We start from the raw sequence: 21,076 nt of genomic DNA, 5'->3' as shown, positions 1-21,076 counted from the left end.
TTAAAAATATTGATTTATTATTTGGGTATTGGCTATTTCAGGCAGTTCGTAGGAATTCAATTTAGTTCATATGAGCAAATTTGGTAATCATCTGCTAGTGATTTAAATTCGAAGTGCTGATTGGATCTGATGATTATTTTTTTGTCTTTGGTCACAAATATGGCACCCATATATTGATGTTTATCTAATTCTTTTATTCCTCGTTCTACTCCCAAGCCATAAAGAATTGTGGAATAGATATCGCCAGTCAAGGAGTTGTCGGAAATGATGGTGACACTTTGCAGCTCATTGTCTAAAGGGTAGCCACTCTGAGGATCAATGATGTGGTGATACAGTTTTTCATTCAGGATGAAATAGCGTTCATAAATCCCAGATGTTACAACTGATTTATTTTGCAGATGCAGAATTCCCAGCAGGCTGTCTGCGGCGGCAAACGGGCGTTTTAGTCCGATATGCCATTGCTGATTGCTGGTGAGGGGTGAGCTTCCAATGGTTAATACATTACCGCCACAGTTGATTATGGCCTGATGGATGCCATAGCTGGCTAATACCAGTTTGGTTATATCTGCTATATAGCCTTTGGCAATGGCGCCTAAATCTATTTCCATGCCGGTTCTGGTCAGAAAAACAGTATGATTTTTTTCGTCTAGCCTTATTAGCTCAGGACTAGTTAAAGTTAGCCGTTGGGCAATTTCTTCAGCAGGCGGGACGCTGTGGCCGTTAAAACCGATTTTCCATAGTTTAACCAGTGGTCCAATGGCAAAGTTGAAACAGCTATGGGGGAGTAGGCTGGCCTGTTTGGCCTGACGGATTAAATCAAATACTAGTTTGCTGACTGCTACCGGCTGTGAGCCGGCAGCATGGTTGATGCTCATCACTTCTGAATGGTTTCTGTTGACCGTTAATCGTGTTTCCAAAGCCTGTATGGTTTGAAACACAGCTGACACAGCCGGCAGGTTTTCTACAAAAAGTTGTAGAGAAACCGTTGTTCCCATAAGCTGCTGGCTGTAGGTATGGCAGATTTCTGACATGGTGATGAGCAAGGTAAATCAATAATTATAGGTCTTTTGCATAGGCAGCTGCCTGATCACCAGCCTGAATACCAAAAATAATAATATCGGCAATGGCGTTACCACCGATGCGGTTACCCCCGTGTACGCCACCAGCTACTTCGCCTGCTGCGTATGCGCCTTTAATAACTTGCGCATTGGTATCCAGTACTTCTGTATTGGTGTTGATAGTAACACCACCCATGGTATGGTGGATACCTGGTGCAATCGGAATTGCATAGAATGATGGCTGGTTTAAAGGATGGCGCATGCCGGTGGTGCGGCCGAAATCTTCGTCATGCTGCTGTTCGACAAAACGATTATAGCGTTCTACCGTATTGCTGAGGGTTTCGGGATTGATATCCAGTTTTTCTGCCAGTCCAACTAAAGAATCGGCCTGTACAGCCAGTCCTTTGCCGATGTAGGTATCTGCTGCTTTGTTTTCCTGACGTATTTGCTCATCGAATAATATATAAGCATAATGATCGGTAAGGGCGATGATACTGTTGGAAACTTTATCGCGTGTGTCTAGCTCGTTGACAAAGCGTTTGCCATGCCGTGATACCAGTATGGCACCACCGCCACGTATAGATTCTGAAATCAGATAGGCAGTTTTTTGTTCGACTGTGGGATGAATCTGTATTTCATTCATGTCAACTGTACCAGCGCCGATTTTCTGTAACAGGGCGATACCTGAACCGGTAGCGCCTTTGTGATTGGTGGTTACAAAATTTGCTAAGTCTGGTCGGTAATGTGTCACCATCTGCGCGTTAGCACCAAAACCACCTGTGGCTACGATGATTGCTTTGGTGCTGATGCGTTGTTCATTGCCATCTTCGTCATTCACTATTACTGCATTGATCCGTCCATCTTTTAGTTCAATATCGGTGACTGAGGTATCGAGCATCAGTTCGATACCGCGCTCATTGATGTTTTTCAATAAGCCGCTAATCAGAAATCCGCCTACGGCCGCACCATTATTCGGACGATGGGTGCGGTCTACGCTCATGCCGCCTGTGGTGGTTAGATTGTTTAAGCGGATTCCTTTTGCGTCCAGCCAATTGATAGCCGCCGGCGCATGTTCGACAAAGTAGTGTAATAGTTCAGGATTGTTTTTGTTTTTACCGCCTTTTAGGGTTTCGTTATAGAACCATTCTTTATGGTCGGTAATGCCTGCCTGTTGCTGGAACAGGGTTTCTGCGGCATTCATGCCGGCTGAGGCTTTATTGGTATTGCCACCGGCAATTGGCATTTTTTCAATGATGACGACAGATGCACCTTTGTCGTGAGCTTCTATTGCTGCTGCCAGTCCGGCACCACCACTACCTACTACAACCACATCACAGGTTTTGTCGTCGCCATCGCCGCCTTCAACAATGCTGGCTACTTTGTAGGAGGTGGAAATGGCTTTTGTTACTGCTTTTTTAAAGGCATCGCACTGTGATGTGGCACCACTGATGGCATCGACATAAGGGCTGTTGGCAGCCAGTATCCGCTCTTTGATTTCGTTGAAATTGCGAACGGAAACATGGTCTAGCTGTTCGGCATTTATAAGTGACATGTCTTTGATGAAATCTTCTCCCAGCTCTACATTGATAACGAATTTGTTTTCGTAGTCATCGCTGACTGTCTGCTGGTAGGTGCCGGCATGGAATTTTTTGGTGTTGATTTCTCGTACCATGCTATGGATAAGCGGAAAGCGCCATAAGGGCTCGGGTATGCACAGCTCGGTACGCTGATCGCTATTCATGGACAGTTGTAAATCATCGTATTGCTGTATACGATCTGCCCAATCTGGATAGGCAACGCATGCTCGTCCTGCAGCTACTAAATCATAGCCGTGTGCCATGGCTGTATCTGCATCAGCCTTGTTTACTACATTACCTACGCCGATTACGGGTACTTTAGCCAGCGCTGCTGAACGCTGTTGAATGTATTTATCTATTAACGGTGTTTCGTCGTCAGTATCAATGATGGATGGACGTAAAGTCGCAGCCATGGAGAAATGGACATAGTCAAGACCGGTCTGTGCTAGTTTATCTAGTAAAAACAAGGAATCTTCAAAGGTAATCCCAGGTACTTCTAGCTCTTCTGGTGAGAAGCGGTAACCAATGATAAATTCTTTATTTGCATGTTCTTCTGCCATTTGCCGGCTGATTTCTAGTACCGCTAGCGGGAAACGGGTGCGGTTTTCACGGCTACCACCCCATTTGTCTTGTCGCTGGTTGGCATGAGGTGAGAAAAACTGTTGAATCAGATAAGTATTGGCGCCATGAATTTCAATGCCATCGAAGCCGGCGGCTATGGCTCGTCTGGCGGCATCGCCAAATTTTATAATCATGTCTTCCACTTCACCTGCGCTCATTGCTACCGGTACTGTGGCATTTGGTCGAGGAATAGCGATGGCACTGGGTGCTTTTGGTGTTTGGCCGCCGATAAGCTGAGGTTCCACCATGCGTCCGCCATGATAGATTTGTATAATTGCTTTAGAACCTTGTTCTTTGATAGCTGCAGCAAGCAGGCTCAGACCTTCGATGCAGTCGTCGTTATGTATGCCGATGGCGCCAGGAAAAGCCGGTCCCATGGTATCGACGAACCCGCATTCCACTATAACAGTTCCGATGCTGCCAGCTCGCTGGCGGTAATATTCAATTAGGTTGTCGGTAACCGTGCCATCATAGAATCCGCAGCATGTTGTCATTGGTGCCATGACCAGCCGGTTTTTCAGAATGGCCCCGTTGGGTAGGGTAAGCGGATTATATAGTGGAGAAGATGGGGTATTCATACGCATTATCAGTTAATCAGAATCAGTCTAAAATTAGAAATAGGCGCATGGTAGCGTAAACCTTTGTACTCTTCTATTGAGCAAAAGTAGTATATATAACAATGGCATATATTAAAGCTATTGTATTGATGATAATCAAAATTAGGCGGTTAATTCTGGTAAAACTAAGCTGATTTTTGCTATGTAGATGCTCTTTCAACAGTGCTGTATTTGTGTATTTGGAAGTGTGTTTTGAAGGTTAGAATGAACTTGGGTTGATAAAAGCAGTTTGCTTTTAGGATGACATATTTATGCGTTTGTGGTTTTAGGTTTTTATGGTTCAGAAATTAAGTTCGACCTATAAAATATTTAAAAGGTTAAATATAATCAATTATTTGAATAGTCTAGTCTACTTGAGATGAGAGATGTTCAACTGGTGCTGGTGTAAAACGATAGTTTGATTAACGAATATTAACATTGTTATTGTAAGTGTTGAGCATGACGCTGCTCGTTACGCTCGGGTACAATCAGTTTTTTCTATTGAAATTTTTTACTCATGGCATCTCTGGAAACATGGATTGGTTTACGTTATTTACGGGCCAGGAAACGTAACGGGTTTATGTCATTCATTACCGCAGTGTCAATTGCTGGTATCGCACTCGGAGTTACTACTTTGATTGTGGTGCTGTCGGTGATGAATGGTTTTCAAAAAGAAATTCGTAATCAGTTACTCAGTGTCGCACCGCATGCTGAAATGGGCTTTTATGAAAACAGTCTGGATCAGCATTGGCAGGATTTGCAAAAGTTAGTACAAGGGAATCCACAGGTGGTGGGCACGGCACCCTATGTAGCAGACCAAGCTTTGTTAGCCAATGCCGGCGAGGTACGTGGAGTGCAGATTCGCGGCATTGATCCCGCACTGGAAGGCAAAGTTGTGGATTATGGAGCCGGCATGCCCAAAAATGGTTTTGCTTCACTGAAACCTGGTGAATTCGGTATTTTGTTGGGCAAGGATTTGGCAGAGGCGCTGGGTGCTAATATTGGAGACAAAATCACTGTTATCACGCCTGATGGAAATGTCACGCCAGCTGGCATGGTGCCGCGTCTGAAACAGTTTACTCTGGTAGGGGTAGTAAAAACCAAGATTTATGAAGTGGATAATACGCTGGCTTTAACCCATATTAGTGATGCTCAAAAGCTTTACCGGCTAGGAAATAATGTAAGTGGTCTAAGGTTGAAACTGGCTGACCCACAAAATGCACCAGATGTGATTCGCAAAATTGTGCCACCTAAATTACAGAATGAAATTTGGATTCGTGACTGGACTTTCCAAAACCGCAGTTATTTTGATGCAGTACAGATGGAAAAACGCATGATGTTTATTATTTTGCTGCTAATAATTGCGGTGGCTGCATTTAATCTGGTGTCTTCATTAGTGATGGCGGTAACTGAAAAGCAGGCAGATATTGCTATATTACGCACTCTTGGGCTTTCCCCAGCCGGTGTAATGCGTATTTTCATGATTCAGGGTGCGGTAGCCGGTTTTCTGGGTACTTTTTTCGGAACCTTGTTTGGTGTCACTCTTGGTTTAAATATTGGCCGCATTGTTGCCTTTTTTGAGCACCTAACTGGTAAGCATTTGATTCCATCGCAAATTTATTTTGTTAGCTACCTGCCGTCGGATGTGGAGTTTACTGATGTTTGTACTATTGCGGTGATTTCTTTGCTACTGGCTTTTGTGGCTACGCTGTATCCGAGCTGGCGTGCTGCCAAAACTCAACCGGCGGAGGCATTACGTTATGAATAAGCCGGAATATGTGATTGAATGTGAACATGTCAGTAAAACTTATGATGATGGCCATTTACAGGTATCGGTACTTGATGATTTGAATTTCAAAATCGGGAGTGGCCGAAGTATCAGTGTGGTTGGCGCTTCCGGCAGTGGTAAATCCACTTTATTACATCTTTTGGGTGGCCTGGATACACCCAGCTCAGGCAGCATTCGCCTAATGGGGCGTGATATTACTGAGCTGAGTCAGAAAGCCATTGGTCAGCTGCGAAATCAGTATCTGGGTTTTGTATATCAGTTTCATCATTTGCTGCCAGAGTTTACAGCGCTGGAAAACGTGATGATGCCTTTGTTGATTGGTCACATGCCCAAAGCACAGGCGGAAGAACAAGCAAGAGCAATGCTGGATAAAGTGGGTTTGAAACAGCGTTTGGCGCATCGTCCTGGAGAATTATCTGGCGGTGAGCGGCAGCGTGCTGCCATTGCTCGCGCTTTGGTTACTCATCCAGCCTGTATTCTGGCGGATGAACCTACAGGAAATTTGGATCGTAAAAATGCCAGTAATGTGCTCGATATGATGCTCGATTTGCAACATGAGCTAGGCACCAGTCTGGTAGTGGTGACCCATGATGATGAGCTTGCTGTACGTTTTGATGAGGTATTAACGGTATCAGATGGGAAATTAATACCTTTTGCAGCAAACTGACCCTAGGGTTAATGGCTAATGATGGTTGCAGTGTATGGCAAATGAAATAACGGTGCAGGCAGGCTCTGAACAACCCGACCATCCGGCTCTGGCGGCAATGGCTCAGGTGCTGGGTACAGTTGTTCCGGCTGAATGGGCTGTGATGCAACCTTGGGCTAATGCACTGTTATGGGCGTTCAATCGGGGGGACAGTTATATTGTTGTTCCGCGCGAATACCGGACATCTGTCCGCAATTGTCGGATGCTGGTAGGGGCAGCCGGTGCGTATACGCCATTTGTTTTGCTGGATAATCATTTGTTTTCAGGCCGTATCTGGCAACTCGAGCAGGATATTGCTGAGAATCTGTGGAAACGCACGACAGTAAAATCTGTACCTTTAGATATGGAGGCTGTGGCTGTTGATCTGACTGAGTGGTTTCCGGATGCAGACAGTGCACAGCAGAGGTTTGCAGCGGCGCTGGCTCTATTACAGCATTTTGTGGTTATAAATGGCGGGCCGGGTACCGGAAAAACGACTACTGTTGCCAAAATTTTGGGATTGGTGCTCAAGCACGCATGGAAATTATCACGTCCGCCGCATATTGCTTTGGTGGCGCCTACCGGTAAAGCGGCAGCACATATGGCCAATGCCTTGCAGCGAGCTTTAAGTAAACTACCTTTGGATCAAGATAGTAGACGTTTGCTGGGACGGCTTGGCGGTCAAACTGTACACCGGTTGCTTCAGCTACAACCGCCTCTTTTAACAGGCCCTTATGATGCTGAGCATCCTTTACCGGTGGATATTCTGGTGGTAGATGAGTCCTCAATGCTGGATTTATCTTTGTTTCGGGCATTGCTGCGTGCTCTGAAAGAGGATGTTCGCCTAATATTGCTTGGTGATGCTAATCAGCTTCCAGCTGTTGGTGCTGGTAATGTATTAGCAGAGTTGTCGCGGCCGACAGTATTGTCTCCTGCTCTAAAACAAAAGCTTACCACGCTGCTGCCAAATCAGATTCTGCCCGAAACCAGCAGTCAGGCTGGAATGGCAAGTCATGTGGCTACATTGAGTCACAGCTACCGTTTTGATGCTACGCAAGGTATCGGTGCTTTGGCGACTGCCTGTATTAAAGGTGATGATGAAAGTGCTATGAATGCCGTCCGCCGTTTTCCGGCACAGTTGCAGGTGCGTTCGGCTGATTGGCAGCGGATGTGTCATGATTTGTATGCTCTGCATCAGCCATGGTGGCAGGCCGTGGCCGATCATGATGTTGATGCAGTTTTTAGCCATCTAAATGATATTATGGTGTTGACAGCTTGGCGAGCTGATGCTGAAGCATTTAATCGGCATTACCGGCAGTTTTTGCGTAGTCGGCTGCATCTGAATACCAATAGCTGGTTTGCTGGTTTACCTATCATGATTACCCAAAATGATTATGCGGTGGGTTTGTATAATGGCGATATAGGTATCATTCTTCCTGATGAAAATCATTCTGGTCACCTGTGTGCCTATTTTAATGATGGTAATTCTTTTCGTTCGATGGTTCTCAGCCGTCTGCCTCCTCACGAAGATGCCTTTGCGATTACGGTACATAAAAGTCAAGGTTCGGAATACGATAGTGTATGGTTTGTGGCTCCTCAGACTAACGCAGCAGCAGATGACCCACTGTTTAACCGAGCGCTTTTTTATACTGCGTTGACTCGTGCACGGGAGCAGTTTATTTTCTGTGGTACTGCCAGACAAATGGTTCAGGGAATTAAAAATAGCCAGCAACGACGCAGTGGTCTGGGTGCTGCTCTGGCTGGAAAAGCATTACAGCAGTCGCAATTGTCTTTATTTTAATTCTGCTACTAAATGTGGAATCAAATTATCTGGTTTGGTTTAGGTAACATTGACATTGTTAGTATTCATGCCTATCTGGCTGCATAAAGTAAATTCTGCTATCCTGTTTTTATCAAAAAATATGACAAAGATTGAATGATGCCAACACCTTTAATTGCCGTTATTGCTGCCATGCAGCCTGAGCTGGATTATTTACTAACTCAACTGGAAAAACGTCAGGATGATGTGGCTGGAGCAGTGCATTTTTATCTAGGTGAAATTAAGGGTGTGCGGGTAGTGCTGGCACTAAGCGGAATAGGTAAAGTCAATGCGGCACTGACAACAGCAATCATTATTGAACGATATACACCTGATTATGTGATTAATACGGGAAGTGCAGGCGGTCTTAAAGCTGGTATGCAGATTGGTGATGTGGTGGTAGGACAAGAAGTAGCTCATCATGATGTCGATGTTACCGCTTTTGGCTATGAATCTGGTCAGGTGCCACAGCTGCCACCTAGATTTAAAGCTAGTCAGCTTTTGGTTGAAGCAGCTACTTGTGCGGCGCAAGTATACACTGGTGCACATATTCATACAGGCTTGATAGTCAGTGGAGATCAGTTTATTGGTACTGCCGAGCAGAACAGCGCCATCAAAGATAAATTTGCTGATGTGCTGGCGGTGGAAATGGAAGCCGCTGCCATTGCTCAGACCTGCTATCAGTTGCATATCCCGTTTGTCATCATCCGAGCCATTTCCGATAATGGTGACGCTAATGCTGCCATCAGTTTTGATGAGTTTTTACAGCAAACAGGCCAAAATTCTGCACGCATGGTAATTGATTTAATTACTTTAGGTCTGCAAAATAACCCTGAATGATATGTTAAATTAAGCGCTACAGAAACGTGATGCCGGCTGTACATTAGTTGCCTGCATCGTTTAAGTATTTTGATGCTTAAAAATATAATGATAATGGGTTTGTTTCTTTGCTTTTTATAGTGAAATAAGCTAATAAATATTTAATATAGAGGATAATATTTTTGTGGAAAAAATGGCATATTTTAAATTTTCTAGCCATTGCTCATTTTCTGCTATCTTTTTTTCTGCTGGTGGAATTTGGGTACCGTAATTTTTACGAACAAATCCAAATCCATTTTAAAATGGATGCTCTAAGCCAATTTGCTGTGCTTGAGACTAGCAGACACAACAAACAGATGTTTAAAATAAATCCGTTACTGGATTAACTATATTGATTGACTTTGTGGGTCACTCGCTTTTTAATAGCTTCTTTACAATCTCTGCTGATGCATGCATATGGCTGGTGACGCACGAGCTGACATTGTTGAAACCATCTTTTTTAACCGGTAGTTTTTTTGTCAGGATGAAATTGTGTTCCAGTCGTTTTTTCCTAAGCCTCGTTGGTTTTTTTTGTCGGCCATTTTGTGGATTGGTTTAAATATTGCTCTCTGGTATACGGGGGGTAAGTCTGCAGGTGAATGGTTCGGCTTTCCGCAAGGCTATGCTGATAAGCCTCTGGCTATTGGCCTTTCGCGTTTTTGGTCGCCTGCTTTTGTATGGTTTTATATCTGGTTTGTGCTGGCTACGTTGGTATTCGCGGTTTTCTGGTCGGTGGTGGCACGCCATCCATGGCAGCGTTGGTCTATATGGGGTTCGGCATTAATTCTGTTTAACATCTGGTTTAATGTGCAGGTAAGTGTGGCGATAAATGCCTGGTATGGACCGTTCTGGGACATGATACAGAAGATGCTTAGCAGTGGTGGAGGGCCAATCAGTAATATTTATCAGAATATGCTGACATTTTTGCTGATTGCGATGGTTTCGGTGACTATGATTATGCTGAATGCTTTTTTTGTCAGCCATTATGTGTTTCGTTGGCGCACTGCGATGAACCAGTATTATATAGACCACTGGCCAAAATTACATACAGTAGAAGGGGCCTCTCAGCGGGTGCAGGAAGATACAATGCGCTTTGCCACTATTGTGGAAGAATTGTGTGTCAGTCTGGTACGGGCTGTGATGGTGCTGATTGCTTTTTTACCGATTCTATTTGAATTGTCGAGCCATGTACCTGTGCTTGCATTGATTGGTGAAATTAAATACTCGCTGGTTTGGGCAGCGATAGGCTGGTCTTTATTTGGTACGGTGCTGCTGATGGTGGTGGGGATTAAGCTACCGGGATTGCAATTCAATAATCAGAAAGTAGAAGCAGCTTACCGGAAAGAGTTGGTATATGGAGAGGATGATATTGCACGCGCCCAGCCAGCTACGTTAAAAGAACTTTTTGAGCGGGTAAGGGTGAATTACTACCGATTGTATTTTCATTACGCCTATTTTAATTTGGTGAGTACATGGTACATGCAGTTGGATAATTTATTCGGTTTATTCATATTATCCCCTTCGATTGCAGCAGGCACGATGACTTTGGGGCTAATTAATCAGATTCTGAACGTGTTTGGCAATGTGCGTGATTCGTTCCAATATCTGATTAGTTCGTGGAAAACTATTATTGAGCTATTGTCGATTCATAAACGTTTGAAAGCTTTTGAATCGATATTAAATACTAAAAATTAATATTTATATTCTTACGTTATTTTGGCTATATGGTTTGCACATAAAACATCAAACCATCTTATATTGATTTTATATCAGGCAGAAGATTTATCTGGCAATGCTTACATATTTGCTGGCACCGAGTGCTGCAGACGTGTCATCAGTATTAGCGCTTGTTGGATTGGCCGGAAAATTAGCTAATTATAATCTGATTCAGGCAGCAAATTGTTGAATGAGCCAATAGTCGCTGAGACTTTCGGAACTGATGCTCAGTAATCCAATGCAATTAATCTTTTTCCAATGGCGGATGCAGGCTGAAATTCACTGCTGATGATATATAAGGTATTGTTTTTATCCTGTAAGAACAGAGGAATTGCTTGCGGATGGTCTTGACAGTACTGATGATAGTTGTAGGCAGCAGTAATGTTGGTAATTTTTATCCGAGCCTGCTTGTTTAGCATGTTTTCCAGACGCCCGAATGTCACCTCTTTTTCAAACAGTTGGCGGGAAACAAACTGATGTTGTTTCTGGGCGCGAGCGGTTAAATGCTGTTCTTCGGCAAAACGGATACGGTAGATATTCTGCTCGCCGAATTCATGCCGAAATTGGAGTTCACATAAGGTATTCAGTTCTTTATCGCGGCTGACGGCGAACAAATGGCCAATGCCAATTAGGTCGAGTTGTGTCTGTGCATTTTCTGATACCGGATTACCGAAATAGGTGCGAAGACCCTGCATGCGGGCACGGGCAATCTGTATGTAGTGATAATCGGCAACCAAAACATCGATATTCAGTTGTTTTAGCGTATTAGCCAGCATCAGGGCGACATCGTTGCTGCCAACAATCAGTACGCCGTTATTGGCTGGTTCGCGTACTTTCAAGATGATAGCAATTGTTTTTGCGCCCAGCCCCTGAATCAACACGGTACCAATAATAATTAGAAATACCAATGGTGCCAGTAGTTCTGTACCGGCTAAATGCTGGTGCTCTAAACGCATTGCAAACAATGAGGCAATCGAGGCTGCGACAATACCACGCGGTCCGATCCAGCTAATCATTAGTTTCTCCTGCACGCTTAAACCGGAGTGGATAGAAGAAAACCAAACGGCCAACGGACGCGCAACGAACATGGCAATCATCAGTAGCAACAATCCGTGCCAGCCAAGACCAAGTAGCGCAGCTAGGTCCATACGTGCCGCAAGAATAATGAATAATGTCGGAATGAAGAGTAAGGTAAGGGATTCGTTAAACGCCAGAATACTTTGACGAGGAAATTGGGGCCAGTTAGCTAGTGCAAGTCCTAAAATCGTTACCGTGAGCAAGCCGGATTGGCTTTCCAGATAGTTGGAAAAAGAGAACAGAATAAGTACAAATGCAAAGGTGACGACGTTGCGCATGTATTCCGGCAGCCAATAGCGTTTGATGGCATTGGCTAGAATTACAGCACCCAGCCCACCACAGATTACAGCTACCAGCACAATTTTGCTAAAAAGCAACAGTGAATTTTCGTGGCCGTTGGAAACTATGTACTCGTAGACGAGTACAACGGCAATGGCGCCGATGGGGTCGATGATAATGCCTTCCCAGCGCAGAATATTGGCAATCTTTGTACGTGGCCTGACGCTACGCAGCATGGGCGCAATAACAGTTGGGCCGGTGACACAGACGAGAGCACCAAACAGTATAGCCACCCGTATGTCCAGTTTAAACAGCCAATAGGTAGCTAGTGACAATACTGCAATGGTAATGAGGGTGCCAAAGGTCACCAGATTTTGAACTACACGGCCATGCTGGCTGATTTCGTGAAATTGCAGCGTAAGGGCGCCTTCAAACAAGATAATGGCTACACCTAAAGAAATACACGGAAAAAGGAGGTCGCCCATGACTTTATCAGGCTGAAACCATCCCAGCACTGGCCCAATGATTATGCCAGTGAACAACAGAAACAGTACGGATGGTTGTTTCAGATACCACGCCAGCCATTGTGCACCTATGCCCAGTGCCAGTAATGCTGAAAACTGAAAGGCTATATCCATTATTTTATATGTGTTGTTTGGTAGTTTCTATTCTGCCACAAACTGTTCCCTATATTATTTTTTTTCATAATCAATTGCTGTTAGAGTGGCATGAAGTTAGGATCTTAGCTTAGGAATTTGTATCTAAGTTCAGTTAAGTGTTGATAGGTAAATGATGTTGGAAATTTATAATCAAATCTTATGTTTATATTAATATCTATTTACAAATGTGATAAATTGGTGGCTAAGATAGCTGAATCGCTGCACAATTAAGCTTCTTTAGAATGGGGATTAAATATATTCCAGAGGGTCTGCGAGTGTAGTTAATGCCTGACCGCTGCACAAATATTTGTTTTATTTTAAATAAAATGTGTGCGTAATCATGGAGACGTTATGAATACACGTATTGAACATGACAGCATGGGTGAGATCGCTGTATCTGAAAATGTTTATTGGGGAGCGCAAACTCAGCGTAGCCTGCAAAATTTTGATATCGGTGGTGAAACTTTGCCGCCAGCCATGATTCAGGCCATGGCTTTGGTAAAAAAGGCAGCTGCATTGACCAATCAGCAGCTCGGACGCATCAGTGACGAATGTGCCGGACTGATTGTACAGGCGGCAGAACGTGTTCTGGCTGGCGAACTGGCAGATCAGTTTCCTCTGGTTGTGTGGCAGACTGGTTCTGGTACGCAGAGCAATATGAACATGAATGAGGTTCTGGCTAATGTGGCAAACGAAATTGCCGGACAGCCTCGTGGTAGCTACAAACCAGTGCATCCAAATGATCATGTGAATCATGCTCAATCTACCAATGATTCATTCCCGACAGCCATTCATGTGGCGACGGCTATCCAAATTAATCAGCATTTGTTGCCAACAGTAAAAGCATTGAGAAACACATTGGCGGCGAAAGCTGAAGCCTTCAAGGATATAGTTAAAATTGGCCGTACACATTTGCAAGATGCTACACCGCTGACACTAGGACAGGAATTCAGTGGCTATGTTAGCCAGTTGGATCATGGTTTAGAACGTTTGCAGCAGGCATTGCACTGGTTGTATGAGTTACCATTGGGCGGTACTGCTGTGGGCACTGGCCTGAACAGCCATCCGGAATATGCGGTAAAAGCGGCAGCAAAACTAGCAGAACTGACTGGTTTACCGTTTGTAACTGCACCAAATAAATTTGAAGCACTTGCTGGCCGTGATGCTGTGGTGTTTGCTTCTGGTAGCCTGAAGACACTGGCAGTAAGTCTGAACAAGATTGCTAACGATATCCGCTGGCTGGCCAGTGGCCCGCGCTGTGGCATTGGTGAAATTACTATTCCCGCCAATGAGCCTGGCTCAAGTATTATGCCGGGTAAAGTGAATCCTACTCAGTGTGAGGCTATGACGATGGTCGCAGCACAAGTAATGGGTAACGACACGACGATTACTGTAGCCGGTGCGTCCGGTAACTTTGAACTGAATGTGTTTATGCCTGTGCTGGTGTTTAATATTCTGCAATCAGTTCGCTTATTGGCAGATGCATGTAATAGTTTTAATCTGCGTTGTGCGGAAGGTATTGAGCCGGTACGTGAGAAAATTGATGCCAATTTGCATCATTCTCTAATGCTGGTTACAGCTCTGAACCGCCATATCGGCTATGAAAAAGCTGCTAAAATCGCCAAAACTGCCTATGCGCAAAATACCAGCCTGAAACAGGCTGCTATTGAGCTGGGTTTCCTCACTGCCGAAGAGTTTGATGAGTGGGTGATTCCTGAAGATATGATTGCTCCGCATTAATTCAGAGTAATTAAATAGCCACATTGTCGCGGACGACAATGTGGCTATTTTTGTTTTGTAAGTGCTTGTAGATTATTTATTGCTAATAATGTAATGGAAAGCTTAATGTTGTTCGTTGTCGGCATCTTTTATTAAACGAGCTTCGACACGTACATAGTGCTGTTTATCTAACAGTTGCAGCCGCACTCCGGTGGTATCGTTTATGATACGCCATGAATTAACGAAACCGAGGGTACCGGTACCGGTGCGTTCATCTTCGATGTTGGCACACATTTTATCGATACCGAACGGTTGGCTTAGATGCAGAGTGTGGCGAAAATCTCGGTAGTTACCTTGGATATGATTACAGCCAAAAAAAGCATAATATTGATGTGTATTTGGGTCGAAACGGATTCGAGCGCTGGTATCAGGAGTAGGCTCACCATTTAAAGTACGAATTTGCCAGTTACCGGACAGATAACGGGTATTGGGTTTGTCTGCAATGGCACAGGCACTAACCATTAACAGGGCAGTCACGGTAGCCAGAATCAGTTTCAGCTTTTTCATTTGTTTAATTTCGTTAATTTATACAGCTAAATAATTTTAATTTAGCCTATAATTTTAGCATTTTTATTTAATTTTGTCAGGTTAAGCGCATTATTGTTGGGATTCGTGCTGTTGTTTGTATAAACGCAGCCATTCCTGTGCCTCTGCTTTTTGCTTTTCATTTCCATACTGGAAATCACGCATGGCGCGGCGGTAGCTGGCCTGTTGCTGAGCTTTGGCAATCTGCTGTTGCTGAAATGAATCGTGATTATCCGGCACACGTCGTTGCTGCTGCTGAGTATGAGCTTTAGCCATGGCTTTGGCAATCAGAGCCGCTGAATTGATGTTGCTTGCTGAATTTAATTTAGTTGTTGTGGCTGTGGTTTTCTTCTGCCGTGCCTGTAGTTGCTGTTGTTTTTGTTTTTGTAGACGATGCAAGCGTTCGTTACGGTGTTGGAAACGGGTATGAGCCTGTTTAGCCGCGGCAAAGCGCTCATTTTGAATGTCTTCAGTTAAAAGACGAGAGCGGGGTAACCATTGGTCTGCTACTGGCTGCATATGGATACAGTCTACCGGACAGGGGGGTAGACATAATTCACATCCACTGCATTCGCTGGTAATAACGGTATGCATTTGCTTGGTTGCACCAAAAATGGCATCTACTGGGCAGGCTTTGATACAGGCGGTACACCCAATACATTCGTCTTCATCAATGATGGCTATAGCCTTAGGCTGCTGAGCTTTATTAATGTCAGCAGGAGGGATCACCGGTACATTGAGTAATTGCGCCAGATCACAGATAACTGCCATTCCTCCCGGTGTACACAGATTAATGGCTGCCTCGCCTCGGCTTAATGCCTGTGCATAAGGGGCACAGCCCTGATAGCCACATTGCCTGCACTGGGTTTGTGGTAATAGCCGGTCGATGTGTTCTGAAGCAATAAACATAATAAAACTGATTAAACGAATACTAATTAAAAATCAATTTTAACATACTGGTTGTTGTGCCAATTTGCAGCAGGGTGCTGACTGACCGTTAAAAAAATTATGCTTGTTTCGAGAAATAAGTCCAAGTATCAATGATGGGTATCAGTGTTTCTGGCTGGAGTCCAGCCGCCACCCAATGCCTGATATAGTGAAACCTGTGCGTTCAGGTAATCCGCTTTACTCTGAATTAGCTGACTTTCTACACTGAGCAAATTGCGCTGACTATCCAGTACGTCTAAGTAAGGTGAATATCCGGCATGATAGCGGTTGCTAGCGTGATGTAGAGCACTTGCCAGTGCTTTCTGCTCCATTTCCAATGCCTGTTCCTGTTCTTGCAGACGGTAGCTAGCGGAGAGCTGGTCTTCCACTTCTTTTAGCGCTGTGAGCACGGTTTTTCGATAATTCCATGCAGCTTCGTTGCGTCTGGCTACATTCAAATCAAAGTTGGCCTTGATACTACCGCCTTCAAAGATGGGTGCCAGTATACTGCCGCCTATACTCCAGACGTTTACCGGTTCTTTAATCGGAGCAGTGGAAAAAATACGGCCAAAAGCAGCACTGATTTTCACTGACGGTAGAAACTGTGCTCGCGCTGAAGCCAGATTGGCATCGCTGGCAGCCAGTAATAATGAAGATTGAACTATATCTGGACGATTCTGCATCAGTTCAGACGGCAGCATGTCAGGAATGGCCGGTGCTTGCAGTTGGGATAATGGTAAACCACGCTCAATGGTGCGGCTGCTGGAACCAACCAGCATACTCAATGCATGTTCTTGCTGGCTGATACTCGATTGGACTACCGGAATCTGCTGCAATGTGGCGGCATACTCTGCTTGTGCCTGATTTAGCTCAAGTTTGGATGTATAACCAACATTAGCTTTGGACTGGGCAATTTTCAGTTCGCACTGTCGTGCATCTAATGTTTTTTGTAGCAGATTGAGTTTTTCATCCAGAGCTCGTAGGGTAATATAGGATTTTACTGTGGTGCTGATTACACTCAGGCGTGTTGCAGCTTCGGCCGTTTCAGTGGCTTGTCGGTTTAAACGGCCAGCCTGATAGGCATGGCGGTTTTTACCGAATACATCCAGTTCATAGGCGGCCTGAAAACTAGGCTGTTCTAATCGTGTTAAAGTGGCCACTCCAAACGCATTCAGACTTTTCTGGCGGGTGGTGCCACCGCTGGCCTCCAGTGTGGGTAGCAACGAGGCGCGCGAGGCATGTTCCTGAGCTAGTGCTTCCTGAATACGGGTCTGAGCCAGAGCTAAATCAATATTGTTTGTTAGAGCTTCATTGATGAGCTGATCCAGCACAGGGTCATTCAGCTGTTTCCACCATTGAGCATCTGCGTTCTGACTAGTTGTTGTGGATTGTTCGTGCCAGTGAGTGGGGGCTTGTACTCGTGCTGTGGCCGGTACAGCCGGTATACGAGGAATACAACCGTTGAGGCTGATAGCCATAGCCGTAAGTAAGGATAACTTAATAAATGGGGCGTTCATGCTTTCACCCTAGTGGTATCAATACTGACTACTACCGACATGCCGGGACGCAGGCGTTCAAATAGTTCATTATGGTTATCGATACGGATGCGTACGGCAATGCGTTGCGGTACTTTGACAAAGTTGCCAGTGGTGGTATCAGGTTTGATGGCGGAAAATTCACTGCCTGCAGCTGGTGAGATTTTTTCCACTGTGCCTCTGATTTTGGCGCCGTTTAATGCGTCTACGGTAAACCATGCCGGCTGGCCAATTCGAATATTAGCTGTCTGAGCTTCTTTGAAATTGGCCACTACCCATTTGCGTGCCGGTACCAGAAACATTAATTGTGTGCCTGCATTTACTAGTTGGCCATTTTTAACGCTGATTTCACTTAGACGGCCATTTTCCGGCGCTCTCACTACCGTATTGGACAGGTCAATCTGTGCCAGACCTAGCTGGGCATGTGCATTATCCACATTGGCTTTCAGGCCGCCCTTATTGACATGGGTGCTTTTCAGGTCTTCCTGAGCAACGCGGTACTGGGCTTTGGCTTCTGCAACGCCGGTTTGTGCCTGTTTTAATGCGGCACGTGTCTGGTCACGCTCACGCAAAGACAGAGAGCCGTCTGCCACCAGTACATTTACCCTTGCCATATCGGCCTGTGCTTTTTCCAGCTGAGCCTGTGCATTGGCTATATCTGCTTCTCTGGCAACCAGATTGGCTTCTTTGATACGGCGGTTTTGTTCGTAATTAGCTAGGGAGCTATCTTGCAGACCAATTCCGGCTTCCGCAGCCGCTACTTTCTGTTTATAGATGCGATCATCTATCTGAATAAGTGGCTGACCAGCTTTTACTTCGTCAAAATCCTGTACATATACTTTGGTAACATAGCCGGTGACCTGTGGGCTAATGATAGTGGTCTGGCCTCGTACATAAGCATTATCGGTAGAAACCATGGAATTGCGAAATGGTGGCAATTTCCATGCGCGTAAAATCATTAGAACACCTAGCATCAGCACCAGTACCAGCATAGCGGTGACAAACCATTTGCGTTTAGGTGGCTGCCACTGATTGGCTGATGGCTGAGTGGGTGACGTGTTATTCTGGCCGGCGGCCGCAGCACCGTCGTTTTGATTTGAACTGGTCTGTTTGTCACCGGTCTGTGCTGATGAAGAGGCGCTGCCTAAATTTTGGGTGGCAGATGCCGAGTTTTCAGGCTTGTTTGTTTCGGTATCTGGTTTTTGTCCAGATGTGTTTTGTGGTGTGTTTGTCATTATTATCCTAAATATTATTTCAGCTTATTGTTTGGGCGGTTCCTGCATCGCGCGCTGGCGTGCTGCTGCAAAGCCTCTGAGTTCTTTTCCGATAGGGTTGGTGCCATGCAGCTGATGCCACCAGCGTTGTGCGCCAACTACTAGAAAACAGATTAATGAACCAATGCCTACGGTAACGAATAAATCATTGTAAGCGGCTACTTGTGCCAGCATGGTATCTTGCTGAATCAATTTACTCACGCCATATGCGTGATTCCATGTGCTGTCGAAGCTGAATCGCTGGCTGGCTTGCGCATTTTGCTGGATGAGTTGATTAACCTGAGGGTCAGTTAAATAGGAACCATCGGCGCTATTGATTAAATGCACACGGGTACGAATGGTGATAAAGGCGTTCAGCAGAGCTGAACCAATTAGACCACCGACAGTTTGTGAAAATCCAAATACAGCGGAGAAGCTCATGATGTAAACAGGATCTTTGGCCAGCGCGCGAATCATACCCTCCATCATCACAGGACCGAAAAAGAATAATGATGCAAAAGCAATCATGAATTCTGGTAGGTAAAAATTCACTGGTCGCGACCACTGATTTTGTCCAACTTCCATAAAGCTGGCAATGGCGATGATGGCGAATGAAATCACCAGTGGTAATTTAATATCGGTAGGTTTGAATGTTAGTACGCTAGTCATTAGTCCCAATGCTGCGCCACAAGATGTTACGGCATAGAAATGAATCATCTGATCGTTACTTAGACCTAATGCTGTCATTAGACCAGCTGCACCCATGTTTTGCTCGGACAGGGCTACGCGGATAAGTGAGCCGAAAACCAATACCTGTAACATGCCGTTGGTATGCATCATCCATTTGATATCAAACATTGGCCGCTTGCGGTTGTATTCAATAATTACGGAAAGCATACAGCATACAACGCCGGCAACAAACAGCCAGCCAATCCAGTCTTTGTCCCACCAGACAATGCGTCCCTGCACTGCACCAGCGGAAATAAAGGCGATGCCTGCAGCCATTAGAGGAAAACTAATTAGGTCGATTTTTTCGAATGATTTTTCCAGATAGCCAGAAGGAATAGGAAGTAGCCATACGGCTCCGCATACCAGCAACGCCATGCCAAGCTGAAAGCTGAACACCAGCTGAAATTGTTCGTGCTGCAACAGCAAAGGAGAAAGAAATCTGGCCAGCGGCTGGCTTAGCTGGGTCAAGCCGAGGCCGAGTAGTATGCCTTTACCGCGATGTATAGCGGGCATGGCTTGCATCATGTAGTACATGGCCATGCTATTTAAACTGCCACCTACGAGTCCGCTCATACCGCGAGCAAATAATTCCATATGATAATCATGGAAAAAGAATTGCAGGCAGTTGGTAATGATTAGTCCCGTAACGATATAGCTAACATAACGTGGCAACCCGAAATTCTGACGAATTTTAAATAGTAAGACGCTAATGATGGCACTAAACATATAATAAGAGACTTGTATCCAGCCTCCTTGCTCGGGTGTCAGCCCCAAATAGCCTTGAATCTGAGGAATATTGGCCAGCATCATGCCATTGGTAAATCCGGCAGTTAAGCCTACGATCACGCCGATGATGGCATAGCAGACGCGGCGTTTCCACGGATGGTCCGGAAAGGAAGGGGAACCGGCCATCATTGGGCGTTCATGCGGTTTTAACTGATAGGTAGTATGAGACATGAGTTGATTATTGCAATTTACATTTATGCTGAGTCGGCCACAATTAAAAACGCCATCCAGTAATCCTGAGCAGCTCAGGTGGATGGGCGATGTTGGTTCAGCTTTTGCATATTCTAAAACAAATTATTGGTTTCTGCTAACAATAATTTAACAGATGTAATAGTTACTTGAGATGAAGATTATTGATTAACAATTTATTTTAATTAAATTTTTTGTTATTTGCTGTATTGAATTATTAATTTGTGATGAGGGTGCTCTTATATGGATTGATTAATAAATACTAAAATTTATTAATCAGTTTTATTTATTGGTTGCATCTAATGTAGTTGGATAGTCTTGCCTAACAGTATTTTTTGGACATAGATGAGAGTTTAACAACACAACCATTATTTTAAAGTAAATATAAATACCTGAATTAATTGTTTCAGTCATCAATTATGTAAATTGGGATGAGTTATGGCTGTTTTTATGGGTGAAGGTGCTAATAAAGCGTTGGGAATGACTTGAAAAGCAAGATACTCAATGGATTTGAAGGAGTTGGAGGCTTCTTCGACTCTAAATCTTCAGAAAATAAAAAGTCAGTATTTTATTTGTACCGGATATTCGTTTAGGCTGGCTCAGCTGATTAGCGTTGTAA

The 21,076-nt window shown here is 44.6% G+C and carries 14 protein-coding genes; 6 read left to right on the top strand and 8 right to left on the bottom strand.

The window, feature by feature from the left end:
• Positions 1-56: 56 nt before the first annotated feature.
• Positions 57-1,031 (bottom strand): FAD:protein FMN transferase, encoded by a 975-nt coding sequence (locus ACQP6D_RS02015; RefSeq protein ID WP_427857308.1) that lies wholly within the window; start codon positions 1,029-1,031, stop codon positions 57-59.
• Between the two features lie 25 nt (positions 1,032-1,056).
• Positions 1,057-3,834, bottom strand: coding sequence for a flavocytochrome c (locus ACQP6D_RS02010; protein WP_427857307.1), 2,778 nt, complete (start codon positions 3,832-3,834; stop codon positions 1,057-1,059).
• A 535-nt stretch (positions 3,835-4,369) separates the two neighbouring features.
• Between ACQP6D_RS02010 and ACQP6D_RS02005 the strand changes: the two genes are divergently transcribed.
• From ACQP6D_RS02005 to sbmA, 5 genes are all read left to right on the top strand, one after another.
• Positions 4,370-5,620, top strand: coding sequence for a lipoprotein-releasing ABC transporter permease subunit (locus ACQP6D_RS02005; RefSeq protein ID WP_100140014.1), 1,251 nt, complete (start codon positions 4,370-4,372; stop codon positions 5,618-5,620).
• Positions 5,613-6,308 carry a lipoprotein-releasing ABC transporter ATP-binding protein LolD gene (gene lolD, locus ACQP6D_RS02000; RefSeq protein ID WP_100140016.1) on the top strand — a complete coding sequence of 232 codons (696 nt, stop codon included), beginning with the start codon at positions 5,613-5,615 and terminating at the stop codon, positions 6,306-6,308. Before ACQP6D_RS02005 ends, lolD begins: the two co-directional genes overlap by 8 nt.
• Positions 6,309-6,342: 34 nt before the next feature.
• Positions 6,343-8,127, top strand: a complete 1,785-nt coding sequence (recD, locus tag ACQP6D_RS01995; protein WP_427857306.1) for an exodeoxyribonuclease V subunit alpha — start codon at positions 6,343-6,345, stop codon at positions 8,125-8,127.
• A 138-nt stretch (positions 8,128-8,265) separates the two neighbouring features.
• On the top strand, positions 8,266-8,985 hold the full coding sequence (locus ACQP6D_RS01990) for a 5'-methylthioadenosine/adenosylhomocysteine nucleosidase (protein ID WP_427857305.1): 720 nt from the start codon (positions 8,266-8,268) through the stop codon (positions 8,983-8,985).
• Positions 8,986-9,495: 510 nt separating this feature from the next.
• Positions 9,496-10,698, top strand: coding sequence for a peptide antibiotic transporter SbmA (sbmA, locus tag ACQP6D_RS01985; RefSeq protein ID WP_323811343.1), 1,203 nt, complete (start codon positions 9,496-9,498; stop codon positions 10,696-10,698).
• A gap of 248 nt (positions 10,699-10,946) precedes the next feature.
• On the opposite strand, the gene ACQP6D_RS01980 is transcribed toward sbmA, so the two are convergent.
• A complete protein-coding gene (locus tag ACQP6D_RS01980; RefSeq protein WP_427857304.1) occupies positions 10,947-12,713 on the bottom strand; it encodes a cation:proton antiporter in 1,767 nt (588 codons plus the stop codon).
• A 372-nt stretch (positions 12,714-13,085) separates the two neighbouring features.
• Here ACQP6D_RS01980 and fumC point away from each other — a divergent pair, with 372 nt between their 5' ends.
• On the top strand, positions 13,086-14,474 hold the full coding sequence (gene fumC / locus ACQP6D_RS01975; protein ID WP_100140021.1) for a class II fumarate hydratase: 1,389 nt from the start codon (positions 13,086-13,088) through the stop codon (positions 14,472-14,474).
• Between the two features lie 102 nt (positions 14,475-14,576).
• Here fumC and ACQP6D_RS01970 read toward each other — a convergent pair whose 3' ends face one another.
• The 5 genes from ACQP6D_RS01970 to ACQP6D_RS01950 form a co-directional block, all read right to left on the bottom strand.
• Positions 14,577-15,020: an META domain-containing protein gene (locus tag ACQP6D_RS01970; RefSeq protein WP_367577990.1), complete on the bottom strand. Its 444-nt coding sequence runs from the start codon at positions 15,018-15,020 to the stop codon at positions 14,577-14,579.
• Positions 15,021-15,110: 90 nt separating this feature from the next.
• Complete coding sequence (locus ACQP6D_RS01965; RefSeq protein ID WP_427857303.1) at positions 15,111-15,947, bottom strand: RnfABCDGE type electron transport complex subunit B; 837 nt, start codon at positions 15,945-15,947, stop codon at positions 15,111-15,113.
• A 128-nt stretch (positions 15,948-16,075) separates the two neighbouring features.
• Entirely contained in the window at positions 16,076-17,482 is a 1,407-nt protein-coding gene (locus ACQP6D_RS01960) for an efflux transporter outer membrane subunit (RefSeq protein ID WP_427857302.1), read from the bottom strand.
• Positions 17,479-18,735: an HlyD family secretion protein gene (locus ACQP6D_RS01955; protein WP_427857301.1), complete on the bottom strand. Its 1,257-nt coding sequence runs from the start codon at positions 18,733-18,735 to the stop codon at positions 17,479-17,481. Before ACQP6D_RS01955 ends, ACQP6D_RS01960 begins: the two co-directional genes overlap by 4 nt.
• A gap of 24 nt (positions 18,736-18,759) precedes the next feature.
• On the bottom strand, positions 18,760-20,439 hold the full coding sequence (locus ACQP6D_RS01950; protein WP_100140026.1) for an MFS transporter: 1,680 nt from the start codon (positions 20,437-20,439) through the stop codon (positions 18,760-18,762).
• Positions 20,440-21,076: the final 637 nt, after the last annotated feature.

Origin of the sequence: Snodgrassella sp. CS2, assembly GCF_050310315.1 — a bacterium.
Classification (GTDB): Bacteria; Pseudomonadota; Gammaproteobacteria; order Burkholderiales; family Neisseriaceae; genus Snodgrassella; species Snodgrassella alvi_E.
Note: the sequence above shows the minus strand (reverse complement) of the source record. Positions and strands in the feature narration are given on the sequence as shown.